General features: G+C 26.9%; 12 protein-coding genes and 8 tRNA genes. 16 read left to right on the top strand and 4 right to left on the bottom strand.

Features of this window, described 5'->3' with window-relative positions; genetic code table 11:
* Window positions 1–139: 139 nt before the first annotated feature.
* From AC5LG6_RS08540 to ileS, 4 genes are all read right to left on the bottom strand, one after another.
* Window positions 140–1426, bottom strand: a complete 1287-nt coding sequence (locus tag AC5LG6_RS08540; protein ID WP_498586241.1) for a UDP-N-acetylmuramoyl-L-alanyl-D-glutamate--2,6-diaminopimelate ligase — start codon at window positions 1424–1426, stop codon at window positions 140–142.
* Window positions 1404–2000, bottom strand: a complete 597-nt coding sequence (locus AC5LG6_RS08535; protein ID WP_498586240.1) for a hypothetical protein — start codon at window positions 1998–2000, stop codon at window positions 1404–1406. Before AC5LG6_RS08535 ends, AC5LG6_RS08540 begins: the two co-directional genes overlap by 23 nt.
* A 6-nt stretch (window positions 2001–2006) precedes the next feature.
* Window positions 2007–2282 carry a NifU family protein gene (locus AC5LG6_RS08530; protein WP_066220258.1) on the bottom strand — a complete coding sequence of 92 codons (276 nt, stop codon included), beginning with the start codon at window positions 2280–2282 and terminating at the stop codon, window positions 2007–2009.
* 116 nt (window positions 2283–2398) lie between these two features.
* Entirely contained in the window at window positions 2399–5128 is a 2730-nt protein-coding gene (ileS, locus tag AC5LG6_RS08525; RefSeq protein WP_498586238.1) for an isoleucine--tRNA ligase, read from the bottom strand.
* Between the two features lie 186 nt (window positions 5129–5314).
* On the opposite strand from ileS, the gene AC5LG6_RS08520 reads away from it, so the two are divergent.
* The 16 genes from AC5LG6_RS08520 (at window position 5315) to AC5LG6_RS08445 (ending at window position 14752) form a co-directional block, all read left to right on the top strand.
* The gene (locus tag AC5LG6_RS08520) at window positions 5315–6673 is read left to right on the top strand and encodes an FAD-dependent oxidoreductase (protein WP_498586236.1); all 1359 of its coding nucleotides are present in this window, start codon (window positions 5315–5317) and stop codon (window positions 6671–6673) included.
* Window positions 6674–6711: 38 nt separating this feature from the next.
* The gene (locus tag AC5LG6_RS08515; RefSeq protein ID WP_141047734.1) at window positions 6712–7215 is read left to right on the top strand and encodes a CinA family protein; all 504 of its coding nucleotides are present in this window, start codon (window positions 6712–6714) and stop codon (window positions 7213–7215) included.
* A 54-nt stretch (window positions 7216–7269) separates the two neighbouring features.
* Window positions 7270–7345: transfer RNA gene (locus tag AC5LG6_RS08510), tRNA-Lys, on the top strand.
* A 20-nt stretch (window positions 7346–7365) separates the two neighbouring features.
* A tRNA-Glu gene (locus AC5LG6_RS08505) sits at window positions 7366–7440 on the top strand.
* A gap of 19 nt (window positions 7441–7459) precedes the next feature.
* Window positions 7460–7535: transfer RNA gene (locus AC5LG6_RS08500), tRNA-Val, on the top strand.
* A 13-nt stretch (window positions 7536–7548) separates the two neighbouring features.
* A tRNA-Asp gene (locus tag AC5LG6_RS08495) sits at window positions 7549–7625 on the top strand.
* 16 nt (window positions 7626–7641) lie between these two features.
* Window positions 7642–7717: transfer RNA gene (locus AC5LG6_RS08490), tRNA-Lys, on the top strand.
* Between the two features lie 20 nt (window positions 7718–7737).
* Window positions 7738–7812: transfer RNA gene (locus AC5LG6_RS08485), tRNA-Glu, on the top strand.
* A gap of 29 nt (window positions 7813–7841) precedes the next feature.
* Window positions 7842–7917 (top strand) — tRNA-Val (locus tag AC5LG6_RS08480).
* Window positions 7918–7930: 13 nt separating this feature from the next.
* Window positions 7931–8007: transfer RNA gene (locus tag AC5LG6_RS08475), tRNA-Asp, on the top strand.
* Between the two features lie 68 nt (window positions 8008–8075).
* Entirely contained in the window at window positions 8076–9659 is a 1584-nt protein-coding gene (locus tag AC5LG6_RS08470) for a sensor histidine kinase (RefSeq protein WP_066404058.1), read from the top strand.
* Complete coding sequence (locus tag AC5LG6_RS08465; RefSeq protein ID WP_066152187.1) at window positions 9640–10302, top strand: response regulator transcription factor; 663 nt, start codon at window positions 9640–9642, stop codon at window positions 10300–10302. Before AC5LG6_RS08470 ends, AC5LG6_RS08465 begins: the two co-directional genes overlap by 20 nt.
* 73 nt (window positions 10303–10375) lie before the next feature.
* Window positions 10376–10633 carry a sodium/substrate symporter small subunit gene (locus AC5LG6_RS08460; RefSeq protein ID WP_066404063.1) on the top strand — a complete coding sequence of 86 codons (258 nt, stop codon included), beginning with the start codon at window positions 10376–10378 and terminating at the stop codon, window positions 10631–10633.
* Window positions 10634–12304 carry a VC_2705 family sodium/solute symporter gene (locus AC5LG6_RS08455; RefSeq protein ID WP_498586235.1) on the top strand — a complete coding sequence of 557 codons (1671 nt, stop codon included), beginning with the start codon at window positions 10634–10636 and terminating at the stop codon, window positions 12302–12304. It abuts the gene before it with no gap.
* Window positions 12305–12306: 2 nt separating this feature from the next.
* Entirely contained in the window at window positions 12307–14124 is a 1818-nt protein-coding gene (locus tag AC5LG6_RS08450) for a DUF294 nucleotidyltransferase-like domain-containing protein (protein WP_260898174.1), read from the top strand.
* A gap of 1 nt (window position 14125) precedes the next feature.
* Window positions 14126–14752: a 3'-5' exonuclease gene (locus tag AC5LG6_RS08445; RefSeq protein WP_066359436.1), complete on the top strand. Its 627-nt coding sequence runs from the start codon at window positions 14126–14128 to the stop codon at window positions 14750–14752.
* Window positions 14753–14782: the final 30 nt, after the last annotated feature.

The following is a 14782-nucleotide window of genomic DNA, read 5'->3' as shown; positions in this document are numbered from 1 at the left end:
CTAAGTTTCAAAATTTGAAAAATAGAACTGCGATTATAGCTAAAATTTATTAAGATTTGTTTAATTTTTAAAATAGTCAATTTATGATTATAAAAACTTTTATCTAAAAAATATTAAAAAAGTTTGATATAAGCTAGAACTAATCTCTAACTTCTAAAATCTTCAAGACCTCATCTTTATCACTAAACTCAAATTTTTTATCTCCAATTATTTGTGCTCGTTCATCACCCTTGCCAAGAATTAGAACAACACTTTTATCATTTGCTAAACTTATAGCTTTTTTTAAAGCCTCTTTTCTGTCTTCAATTACTATAACATTTGATTTATCATCTATTCCATTTAAAATATCTTCAATTATTTTTTTTGGCTCTTCAAACCTTGGATTATCACTAGTTACAACTATATGCTTTGAATATTTACTTGCAACTTCTCCCATAAGTGGTCGTTTTAAAGCATCTCTATTTCCACCTGCTCCAAAAACACAAATTATCTCTTTATTTGGGAAACTTTTTAAAACTTCATCCATACCATCTGGAGTATGTGCAAAATCTACTATTACAAGAGGTTTTGTTGAAACAATCTCCATTCTTCCACTTATTGAATTAAAATTCTCTACAACTTTACAAATATTTTCTAATTTTTCATTTGTAGTAATATAAACTGCTGCTATTGAAGCTATTAGATTATAAATATTAAAAATCCCCATCATATTTGTAGAGAATTTATAGTTTTTATTTTCATATAAAAACTCTACGTTCATGCTATCTTTTAACTCATATTTTAGAACTTTAAAGTTTGAACTATTTTCTAATGAATAAGTAAACGCATTTGTTGGATTAAATTTAACAACTTTATCATCTATATTTATTAATTTTTTGCTTTCATCACTCAAAAATAAATTTTTTACTCTTATATACTCCTCGATAGTTTTATGATAATCAAGATGATCTCTTGTAATATTTGTATGAATCTTTAAAGCAAAACTCAATCCCTCAATTCTATTTTGCTCAATTGCATGAGAGCTAACTTCCATTACAAAATATTGACATGAGTTTTGTATAGCTTTTTGAATATTTATAAAATTTCCAAGTTGAACTGGAGTTGTTAGTGAATAATCTTCTACACAAATCTCATTTATAAAAAATCCTCTTGTACCTTGCAAAGCTACTTTATATCCCAAATTTAAAAGAATCTTATATATAGTTGAAGCTGTTGTTGTTTTACCATTTGTACCTGTAACTCCAATAATTTTTATAGAACTCATATCTAAATAGTTTTTTAGCTCACTAGAATTTAATAGTTCAAAACCACCAGTTATTGCTATATCTTTAAACTTTTCATTTTGTTTTGATACTACAAAAATATTATCTTTTTCTAACTCATTTGTATTGTCTGTAAATATTTTATTGTTTATGCTTAGTTTCATTCTGTTTCTCTTCCAATCTTTTGTAAAGTTTTACTATCTCTTTATCTTGAAAAAAGTAGTCTTGAAATCCTTCAAGATAGTTATAAGCCATATTGTTAAAACCATTATCTATAAGTTTTGTAACAAAATCATAAAAATCTTCTTTTTTTTCAATAGCTACTTTTGTTGAAAACATAATATCTTCAAAAGCTACTTTAAAAGAGCCTCTTTGTTTTATTAAAAGTTGAAAATCTTCATAATTAATAGCATCAAGCTGATTTACTGTTATCAAATTTAACTCTTTTAACAAATCCATCATCTTTTCAATATCACCATCATAAGCATTTATTACATTTTTTATATAATTTATAGCCTCTTTTGGATCATCTTTTTTTAGAAGAAAAAAGTAATCAAACAAAGCTATTGCCTTGTTTTCATCTTCAATTGAAATATCACACAAAAGTGCATATATAGGATATTCTTCATTATTTGGAAAATTTGAAATCAGCAATGAGTATAAAAAAAGCGCTTTATCAAATTTTCTTTGTGTAAAAAGTGAATTTGCTTCATTTAAAACTCTATTTTCATTTATCATTTATATTTAATCCTCTAAATAGTTTTCTTTTCCTATTGGAACATTAATTATTTTTAAATCTGGATGTATGGCACTTTTTAGCTCTTTCTCAACAACATATTTTAGTGTACTTCCGCTTGCGCTACATCCAACACAAGCACCTTTTAACTGAATATAAACTTTTGCATTTTTTATATCCAACAACTCAATTGCTCCACCATCACGTGCAAGCATAGGAGAAATTTTTTTTTCTATAATATTGTTTACAGGTTCTTGTAAATCTTCATCTGTAAATGGAAACATTTTTTAATCCTTCTTTTTTTCATACCTTTTTACAAAAAATATTCCAATAGCACTAAGAGCTAAAATAACTCCTATAGTTTGCAATATAAATGTAAGAGTAACTTCATTTTCAAACATTATTTAACCACTTCTTCACATCTAGAACATAGTGTTTCTTCTTTTGTTGAAGTATATTTCCAACATCTAGGGCATTTATGTCCACTTGCTTTATAAACTTTAAACTCGTTATCTTCAAGTTTGAAACTTCCTAGTAGTTCTTTACTTGAAGTTATCTTTGATAATTTACTAACTAAAAACCAATCACTTGATTCTACCTCATCTAAGGCTAAAAACTCTTTATTATCTGTAACTATCTCTAACTCTAAAGTAGATTTTATAATTTTTTCTTTACTTAAAGCATCTTTTATTTCAGAAAACTTCTCTTTTGCTTCTACAAACAACTCATCTTTTATTTCAGATTTTACATCTGGAAGATTATATTTTTCAAAATCAAAAATATCTTTTGTATCACCTTTTACTATTTTAGGAGCATAATCTAAAAGTTCGTCCATAGTATAAGTTAAAATACATGCCAATGTTGAAATTAGTTTTTTTGTAATCATAGCCATAGCTGTTTGAGATGCAGTTCTATGAATATCATTTTTATCATCACAATATAATCTATCTTTACAAACATCAAGATAAATTCCTGATAAATCAACAACTAAAAAGTTATTCAGTTTATTTAAACCTTTTGAAAACTCATAGATTTTAAAACTAGACTCTATCTCATCAAAAACTCTTTTTGCTTTCTCTAAAATCCACTTATCTAAAACACCCAATTTTTCAACTTCAACTAATTTTTCAAGTCCATCAATATTTGCAAGTAAAAATCTTGCTGTATTTCTTATTTTTCTATAAAGCTCACCATTTTGTTTTAAAATATTATCAGAGATTTTCAAATCACTTTGATAATCACTCATTGCAACCCAAAGTCTTAAAATTTCACTTCCATACTCTTTTAAAACCTTATCAGGAGCTACAACATTTCCTTTTGATTTACTCATTTTTTCACCCTTTTCATCAACGGTGAATCCATGAGTTAAAATAGATTTATATGGTGCAACTTCACTACTTGCAAGTGTTGTAAGAAGTGAAGATTGGAACCAACCTCTATGTTGGTCACTTCCTTCAAGATACATATCAGCAGGAAATGTTCCAGCATCATAGTTTCCACTTCTTAAAACTGCATTTTGTGTACTTCCACTATCAAACCAAACATCCAAAATATCCAAAGTTTTTTCTAAATCATCAGGATTTAATCCACTTCCAGGATATAATAAATCTTTAATTTCCATATCATACCAAGCATCACAACCATGTTGTTCAAAAATCATTGCTGTAAAGTTTAAAACTTTTTCATCAAAAATTATCTCACCTGTTTTTTTACTCACAAAAAATGCAATTGGAACTCCCCAATCTCTTTGTCTTGAAATACACCAATCAGGTCTTCCTTCAAGCATAGCTTTTAATCTATTTCTTCCCCACTCTGGATAGAATTTTAGATTTTCAACAACTTCTAAAGCATTTTCTCTTAATGTTTGATTTTTTTCTCCATATTTATCATCAATAGATATAAACCACTGTTTTGTTGCTCTAAAAATAATTGGTGTATGAGTTCTCCAACAGTGTGGATAAGAGTGTCTAATATCTACTCTTTTTAATAAAGCAGCTCCTAACTCTTCCAAAATCAACTCATTTGCTTTAAATACATTTAATCCTAAATATTTATCACAATCTTTAAATAGTTTTTCTCTAATAATTGTTTCATCATATTTTCCATAAGCATCAACTGGCATAATCACTTCAATACCATATTTAAGTGATACTTTATAGTCATCCTCTCCATGTCCAGGGGCTGTGTGAACTGCTCCAGTTCCACTATCCATCATAACATGGTCACCTAAAACAATTTTTGAAGTTCTTCCATTCAATGGATTAATTGCAAATGTATTTTCTAAATCTTTTGGATTAATAGTTTCAACTACTTCGCCACTTATAACTGCACTTTCTATTAAAGAGTTATATAATTTTTTAGCAACTATAAATTTATCAGAAGTTTTTACATATTCTTCATCACCATTTAAAGAAATTCCTGTATTTGCAGGAAGTGTCCAAGGTGTTGTTGTCCAAATAATAATACTAGCATCAAGATTTTGATGTTTAAATGCCACATAAATTGAAGGTGAAGTTTTATCTTCATACTCAACTTCAGCTTCAGCTAACGCAGTTTGAGCAGCCCAAGACCAATAAACAGGTTTACTTCTTTGAACTAAAAGCCCTTGTTTAGCAATTGCACAAAGCTCTCTATAAATATTTGCTTCAAATTTAAAATCCATTGTTAAATATGGATTTTCCCAATCAGCAATAACTCCAAGTTGTTTAAATTCATCTTTTTGAATTTCAACAAATTTTGTTGCATGATCTCTACAAAGTTGTCTTAATTTTGATTTTGGAAGCTCTTTTTTCTTCTCACTTCCTATTTTTTCTTCAACTTTTTGTTCAATTGGTAAACCATGACAATCCCAACCTGGAGTATATCGTATAGATTTTCCATCAAAATAGTGAAATTTGTTTATAATATCTTTTAAAATTTTATTTAAAGCATGACCTATATGAATATTTCCATTTGCATAAGGAGGTCCATCATGAAGAGTAAAACTTTCACACCCTACTCTATTTTTCTTCATTTTTTCATATACAGCTTGTTCATCCCACTGCTTGTATCTTATTGGTTCATTTTGTGGCAAACCACCTCTCATTGGAAAATCAGTTTTTGGAAGCAACAAACTCTCTTTATAATCCATATTTCACCTCTATTTTAAATAATTTTCTATTTTGTTAAATCGAAGATTATATCTAAATATATTTAAAATAAAATTTTATTATCTTTACTTAAAAATTTAATAATTTAACACAATCTTTATGTGAAATAAAAAAATTATATGCTAGAATATTTGCCAAATTTTGACAAAATAAATATAGGATAGAAAATGAGCGTAAAACACTATGAAGTAATTGTTGTTGGTGGTGGAATTTCTGGAGCTGCTTTGTTTTTTGAGTTAGCAAAATATTCTGATATAAATAATATTTGTTTACTTGAGAAGTATGATGATCTTGCTACACTTAACTCTAAAGGTACAAGTAACTCTCAAACAATACATGTTGGAGATATTGAAACAAACTATACTTTTGATAAAGCAAAAATTACAAAAAGAACAGCAAAGATGATTGAGAAATTTAATCTTATGTATAATTTACAAGATAAAATTATGTTCAAACATCAAAAAATGGCTCTTGGAGTTGGAGAAAAAGAGGTTAAATTTATTACAGATAGATATAATCAATTTAAAGAGATTTTTCCATATTTAGAACTTTGGGACAAAGAAACTTTAAGAGAAAAAGAGCCTTTGTTAGTTTATGCTGATAAAGAGAGAACAAAAGATAGACCAGAACCAATTATAGCTATGGGAACAAATGACCAATATACAACTGTTGATTTTGGAGCTATGACAAAAGAACTTGTAAAAGCTGCAAAAGAGGCAGATAGCTCTAAAACAACTGATGTATTTTTTAATCAAGAAGTAGATGAAATAGAAAAAATTGGTGATAAATTTAAAGTTACAACTACAAATGGAACAGTTTATACAGCTGATTTTGTTGTTGTAAATGCTGGTGCACATTCACTTTATTTAGCTCACAAAATGGGACATGGAAAACATATGGGTTCATTATCAATGGCTGGATCATTCTATATTACAAATGGAACATATTTAAATGGTAAAGTATATATGGTTCAAAATGACAAACTTCCATTTGCAGCACTTCATGGAGATCCAGATATTTTATGTGATGGAAAAACAAGATTTGGACCAACAGCATTAGCTCTTTTAGTGCTTGAAAGATACAAAGGTGGAAAATCTTTCTTCCAATGTTTAAAAACTTTAAACTTCGATGGAAGTATTATGAAAATTTTCTGGGATTTACTAAAAGATAGCGATATTAGAAATTATGTATTTAAAAACTTCTTATTTGAAGTTCCTGGAATTAATAAAAAACTTTTTGTTCAAGACGCACAAAAAATTGTTCCATCTTTAAGTGTTGATGATATCGAATATGCAAAAGGTTTTGGAGGAGTTAGACCTCAAGTTTTAAATAAAACAGAGAAAAAACTAATGCTAGGTGAAGCTTCAATTACTGAAGAAAAAGGGATTATTTATAATATGACTCCATCTCCAGGAGCAACTTCTTGTTTAGGAAATGCTGAAAGAGATATAAAAATAGTTTGTGAATACTTAGGTAAAAAATTTAAAGAAGAACAATTCTTAGCTGATTTTACAGATGATAAATAATAAAAAGGGCTATTGCCCTTTTTAACAGAAGGCTTTTTATGGCAACAAACTTCTCAAAAAAAGATATGATTAAACTTCAAAATCTTTTAAGAAAATCAAAAAAAACAATTACAACTGCTGAATCTTGTACAGGTGGACTAGTTGCAAGTATAATTACTAAAATCTCAGGCTCTAGTGATATATTTAATGGAAGTATTGTTACTTACTCAAATAGTATAAAAAACAAAGAGTTAGGTGTTTTAAATGAAAGCTTAGATAAATTTGGGGCAGTAAGTAAACAAGTTGTATCTGAGATGCTAGATGGTGTATTAAAAAAATTTGAAGCAGATTTTGCTATTGCAATTTCAGGGGTTGCTGGTCCAAATGGTGGAACAAAAAATAAGCCTGTTGGAACTATTGTAATAGGTATTGCTTCAAATAATAATATAAAAAAAATAAAAACATATCACCTAAAAGGTAGCAGAATTTCAATTCAAAAACAATCAGCAAATATAGCTCTTTCAAAAATTTTGAAATTTGTATCAAAAACTATTGACAATTAATTTAAATTGCACTATAATTCCAGTCCATTTTAAGTAAACACTTAAAATTTGAATGACTCGTTAGCTCAGCCGGTAGAGCATCTCACTTTTAATGAGGAGGCCGATGGTTCGAATCCATCACGGGTCACCATTTTGTTGTTGTATAATCTTGGCCCCTTCATCTAACGGTTAGGATTCATGGTTTTCATCCATGCCACAGGGGTTCGAATCCCCTAGGGGTCACCAAGTACAATATGCAACAAATGGTCGATTAGCTCAGTTGGTAGAGCGCTACCCTTACAAGGTAGATGTCATAAGTTCGAGTCTTATATCGACCACCATTATTTAAAAGGTGCGGCCATAGTTTAGTTGGTTAGAATGCCTGCCTGTCACGCAGGAGGTCGCGAGTTCGAGTCTCGTTGGCCGCGCCATTTTATTTATTTTTTTGACTCGTTAGCTCAGCCGGTAGAGCATCTCACTTTTAATGAGGAGGCCGATGGTTCGAATCCATCACGGGTCACCATTTCTTTTGTTATATATCTTGGCCCCTTCATCTAACGGTTAGGATTCATGGTTTTCATCCATGCCACAGGGGTTCGAATCCCCTAGGGGTCACCAAGGTTAATATATAACAATCCCCTAATTTCGGTCGATTAGCTCAGTTGGTAGAGCGCTACCCTTACAAGGTAGATGTCATAAGTTCGAGTCTTATATCGACCACCATTATTTAAAAGGTGCGGCCATAGTTTAGTTGGTTAGAATGCCTGCCTGTCACGCAGGAGGTCGCGAGTTCGAGTCTCGTTGGCCGCGCCATTTTATTTTTTAACTATCTCTTAATTCAAATCTAGCTATTATTAATTTTTATATTTTAAGGTTGAAAATTGCTAAAAGCTAAAAGTCTATATCATTTAATTGTTTACAGTATATTTTTTATTATCATTTTAATATCTTTTTTTACTTTTATTATTATAAACAATGCACATGAAGAACTTCAAGAGAAAATAACTACTTTAAAAGAAGATTATACAAACAATCAAAAAGCTCTACTTAAAAATTATGTAAATTATGTAGTTAAATTTATTGATTACTACTATATTGAAAATAGAGATAAATTTGATGAAGAAACTATTCAAAAAAATCTTATTTTAGCTTTAGATCATCTAAATATTAGCTCAAATCCAAATGAGTATATTTTTATTTTTGATATTAATGGAAATTTAATTGATAATTCTAATGATAAACAAGAAATTGGCAAAAATTTCCTAAATTATAAAGACTCTAAAGGAAAGAGTGTTGTAAAAGAGCTAATAGAAGCTTCAAAAAATAGTGATGGTGGATTTGTAAACTATTTTTGGTCAAAACCTAGCCTAACTAAAGAGACAAATAAAATATCTTATGTTAAATCTTATGATAGATGGAGTTGGACAATAGGAAAAGGTGTATATTTAGATGAAATTGATAGATTAATTAAACAAAAAGAAGAAGAGTATAGCAGTAAAATATCAAACTATACTTTACAAATAACTTCCTTAACCATTTTACTAATTTTGTACTCTATATTTATTTATAAGAATGCTACTATATTAATAGTAAATGATGTAAAAGAGATAGGTAAATATTTTAAAGAATCTGAAGAAAGAAATGAGCCAATCAATCAAAATAGAATTACCTTAGGAGAGTTTAAGATTATTGCAAATTATGCAAATGATACTATGACAAATATAAAATTAAAGAGTTCTATGCTTGAAGAGCTAAATAAAAATTTAGAAATAAAAGTAAATGAAAAAACAAAAGAGTTATCAGACTTAGTAGAATCTCAAAAACAATTTTTAAAAAATTCTGTCCATGAGATTAATACTCCTTTAGCAATTATAAGAACAAATATTGATTTGCTAAAGATGAAAATCCCTGAAAATAAATATATTACAAATATTGAATCTGGTTCAAAAACTATCCAATATATTTATGATGATTTATCGTATCTTATAAAAAAAGATAGAGTTTTATATGAAAAAGAGTATTTAGAGTTTTCAGAAATTCTAAAAAATAGATTAGAATTTTTTGAAGAGATTGTAAAATCAAACTCTTTATATTTTATAAAAAATATTGAAGATGATGTCTATTTAAAATTTAACTCTATAGAACTTCAAAGAATTATAGATAATAATATTTCAAATGCTGTAAAATATTCATTTAGTAAATCAGCAATTCATATAAAATTACATTATATAAATGACAATGAAATAGAGTTTAGTGTAACAACGAACTCAAAAATAATAGAAGACACAAATAAAATCTTTGAAGATTTTTATAGAGAGAACAAAGCTCGTGGTGGATTTGGATTAGGATTAAAAATTGTAAAAGAGATTTGTGATAAAAATTTAGTTACAATTGAAATATTATCAGATAAAAAAGAGACAAAATTTAGTTATAGGTTTAAAATAAATGAAGATACTACTACTTGAAGATGAATTGATGTTAAATAGTGCCATTAGCGAATATTTAAAAAATATTGGTCATATGGTTGAAAGTTTTTTTGATGGTGCCGAAGTTTTAAAAAGTATTGAAAATGGTTATGATTTACTAATTCTTGATGTTAATGTACCAAATGTAGATGGTTTTTCTATTTTAAATGAACTAAATAATAGAAAAATTCATATTCCTACAATTTTTATATCAGCACAAATTGATATTGAAGATATTACAAAAGCTTATAATCTTGGTGCTAGAGAATATCTTAAAAAACCATTTCATTTGGGAGAGTTAGGAATAAAAATAAATCAAATTTTAAAAAAAGAGCAAAACAATACTACACATATTAGATTTTCAGAAAATTACTCTTATTCCAAAGATAAACAAACACTGTATTTCAATGGAGAACCTCAAAATCTTACAAAAAAACAGTTAGAAATTATTCATATTTTAGCTTTAAACATAAATATGATTGTAGATTTTGAAAGATTCAGAGTAGATGTTTGGGATGCTGAAAATATTGATAATCCAACAATAAGAGCTGAAATATCAAGATTAAAAAAATCACTAAAAGAAGATTTTATTAAAAATATTCGTGGACTTGGATATAAAATAGATAGATATTACTCAGTATAAATTTTTTAATACTTCTGTGCTACTTTTTTGCTACTAAATATGATTATAATTCCCCTTGTTTACAAGGAGAATTATGAAAATCGAAGAACCAAATATTAAATTTTTCAGAGAAAAAACAACTATTATTTTTACTCTTATTCTTTTATTATTTATTTTCTCATTTGGATTTGGAATAGTTCTTTTTGGCTTCTTAAATAGTTTTAATCTTTTTGGAGCTAAATTATCATATTTTATATCTGGACAATTTACAATTTACTTATCTATTTTATTAATATTTATATATCAAAAACAGGTTTTAAAATTAGAAAAAAAATATGAGAACACCTATTAAATGGAACTTCAATCTTTAATATACCTTTTTGTAGGTGTATCATTTACAATATACTTTGGTTTAGCTCTTTGGACAAAAGCTAGTTCTACAAAAGATTTTTATGTTGCAAACAAATCATTTAATCCATTATTTAATGGGGCCTCTATTGCTGTTGATTTTATTAGTGCTGCAACATTTATATCTTTATGTGGAGCTTTTTTAAGTTTTGGATATGATAGTTTTGCTTATATTATTGGAATTACATCTGGTTTTGTTTTGCTTACAATTTTAATAGTACCTTATCTAAGAAAAATGGAGTGTTTATCTATTCCACTTTTTTTTGAAAAAAGATTTAACTCTAAGTTACTCAAAATAACTACAATAATAATTGTTGTTTTGGTCTCATTTATATATATTTCTGCGCAACTAAAAGGTGTAGGAATAATATTTTCAAGAATTTTCCAACTTGATTTATCAACTGCTCTTTTAATAGGAATGTGTATAACTCTATTTTATGCTTTTATTGGTGGTATGAAAAATATTGCTTATACTCAAATTGCTCAATATATTATTATTCTTTTTTCATTTATGACACCTATTTTCTTCTTAACTATTGAGTTTACGAACTCGTATCTTCCTCAATTAGCTATTTTTTCTAAATCAGCAATATATGAAGAGAGATATTTAATTGAAGTTTTTGAACAAACTTTAAATGATTATGGTTTTAAATCTTTTTCTGAATTTAATGTTTTAAATAGTTTATTAATAGCTATATCTTTGAGTTTAGGAGTTGCTTCTTTACCACATATTTTAATCAAATTTTTCTCAACTCCCACAGTAAATGACGCAAGAAGATCATCATTTTGGGCATTAGTTTTTATATCTGTTATTTATACTTCTATATCATCTTTATTTATTCTTTCTACTTTAAATTTAGTAAAAAACACAAATAGTGTAGAGTATGATGCTTTTATAAATAATGAAATAGAAGGAAATGAAGGTAAGTGGCTAAAAACTTGGGAAAAAACTGGTTTAGTAAAGTTTGAAGATTTTAATAAAAATAATAAAATAGATTTAAAATATGAAAATAATATAAGCGAATTATCAATAAATCCAGATGCGCTATCGCTTTTAACTCCAGAAATTGCAAACTTACCAAATTGGGTTATATCTTTAGTTTTAGCAGGCGCATTAGCAGCAACATTATCTACAATAACTGGTTTGATTTTAATCATAAAAACTACAATATCTTATGAATTGCTAAAAGAAAATTTTAGTAAAAATAATATTATTGCTAGAGTTATATTTTCAAAATTATTAATAGTTTTAATTATAGTTCTAGCAACTTTATTTTATATTCCAAACTATACAATTTTGCAAACAGTTGCTATAGCTTTTACAATATCTGCAGCAACACTATTTCCAACTTTGGTTTTAGGAATTTTTTATAAAAAAATAAATAAAATTGGGGCAATATTTGGTGTAATATCAAGCTTATTTTTTACACTATCTTATTGTATCTATTTTTTATACATAAATAGTTCAAGCAATTACTTTTTTGGTATTAGTAGTGAAGCAATTGGCTCTATTGGTGCAATTTTAAATATTTTAATTACAGTTATAGTTTCAAAACTAACATCAAAACAAAAAAATATAAATGAATCTATTGATTTTAAGCAACACAAGGAGTAAAAATGAGTATTCAAGATCAAGAGAGTTTTTTATCAAAAACTCACCCATTTGAAGTTTTAACACCAAGCCAAATTGCTACATGTATTGAGCATATGGATATAGCTTACTATCCAAAAGATACAGTTTTAATTAGTCCAGAAAAAATACCAAAATATTTTTTTATTATTATCAAAGGTTCAGTTTTTGAATACTCTCCTGAAAATGTCGTAGTAATGGATTATCAAAGCGAAGATACTTTTGATTCAAATTCACTAATTTATGGAAAATGTGAAAATAGTTTTAGAGTAAACGAAGAGCTAATATGTTATGAAATAGAGAAAAAAACTTTTTTAGAATTAATTGATAAAAACCAAAAATTTAAAGATTTTTTCTTAAAAGATTTAGTAAATAAAATCAGAACATTAAAAGACAAAGAGAATACTTCTCAATTATCATCTTTTATGATAGCAAAAGTAAGTGATACTTTAATACATGAAGCTTGTATAGTAAAAAAAGATACAAAATTAATAGATGCAATAGATAAATCAATGAAATACAAAACTTCAACTATTATAATTGAAGGTGATAATAAAGAGTATGGAATTATTACAGATTCTTTGCTAAAAGTAAAAGTTCTTTTAGAAGGAAGAGATTTATCCATTCCTGTTAGTGATATTGCTATTTTTCCACTTTTGACTATTAAACAAGATGATTATCTATTTGAAGCTTTAACAATTTTAGTAAAAAGAAATATTAAAAGAGTTGGAGTAGTTGATAATAATGGAAATATGGTTGGAATTCTAGAACAAATAGATATTTTATCTCATTTTGCAAATCATACATATGTTATTGAATCAAAGATTAAAAATGCAAAAAATATTGAAGATTTAAAAGATGCTAGTAAAGATTTTATAGACATAATTACAAGTCTTCAAGCAAAAGGTGTTAAATTACACCATATTTCAAATCTTATTGGGCAATTAAACACAAAGGTTTATCAAAAAATATTCTCATTAATTCTTCCTTTAGAGTTGCAAAAAGATGCTTGTCTATTTGTAATGGGAAGTGAAGGAAGAAATGAACAAATTATAAAAACAGATCAGGATAATGCTTTGATTGTAAGAGATGGTATCGATGTTGAAAAATACAGACCTTATATGCAAAAAATTACAGATGCTCTTATATTTTTAGGTTATCCTCCTTGTGAAGGAAATATAATGGTTTCTAATCCTGCTTGGTGTAAGTCATATCTCAATTTTAAAGATGATATATCAAGATGGGTAGGTACTCAAGATATGAAAAACTTCTTAGATTTAGCAATATTTGCTGACTCATTTGCAGTTGCAGGTGATAAGCAGATGCTGATTGATTTAAAAGAGTTCTTATACTCAAAAGTGCAAAATGATATTTTTATGGCATATTTTGCAAAATCAACAACAGCATTTGAAACTCCAACAACAATATCTACTTTTATGGGTAAAGAAAATTTTATAAATATTAAAAAAGCTGCAATTTTTCCAATAGTTCATGGAATTAGAAGTTTAGCCTTAAAAGAGAAAATAAAAGAGACAACAACTATAAAAAGAATCCAAATTTTAGAGCAAAGAAAGATTTTAGAAAAAGATAGAGCCGCAGAGCTATTAGAAGCACTAGAAATAGTAAATACTTTAAGATTGAGACATCAAATAGATTTATTACAGCAAAATAAACCACTATCCAATGAGATAGATACCAATAGTTTAGGAAAAATAGAGAGAGATTTATTAAAAGAATCATTTAAAATTGTAAATGACTTCAAAAAAATTGTAAGTTATATATTTAAACTAGATAAGATTTATTAAAATGTTTAAAAATATTATAAAAATTTGGCAAAGAAAAAAACTTTTAGATAAAAGATTTGATTTTTTATTTAATGAACCTCCACAAGATGAATATATAAGTTTAGACTGTGAAACTACAGGTTTAAATCCTAAAAAAGATGAAATTTTATCTATTGGTGCAGTCTTAATCAAAGATAACAAAATTTTAATGAGAAAAACATTTAATATATTTGTAAAACCATCTCAAAATATAAATCCTGAATCTATAAAAATTCATCTCTTAAGAGAAATAGATTTACAAAATGCTATTGAACCTGATGTTGCTATATATAAACTTCTTGATTTTATTGGCTCAAGACCAATAGTTGGCTACTATATAGATTTTGATATGGAAATGATTTCAAAATATACAAAAAAATTAATAGGAATAAAACTTCCAAATCAAAGAATTGAAGTATCATCAATATATTATGATATAAAAAAGACAAAAGATAACTATGGATTTATAGATTTAAAGTTTGATACTATTATGACTTTTCTTGATATACCAGTTTTAGGAAAACATGATGCTTTAAATGATGCAATAATGACTTCTATGATATTTTTAAAACTAAAAAATCTCGCAAAACAGAAAAAAATTAACTTTTAGAAATACTATAAAATAGTATTTCTAATCTTT

Source organism: Arcobacter thermotolerans (genome assembly GCF_983172305.1).
Note: the sequence above shows the minus strand (reverse complement) of the source record. Positions and strands in the feature narration are given on the sequence as shown.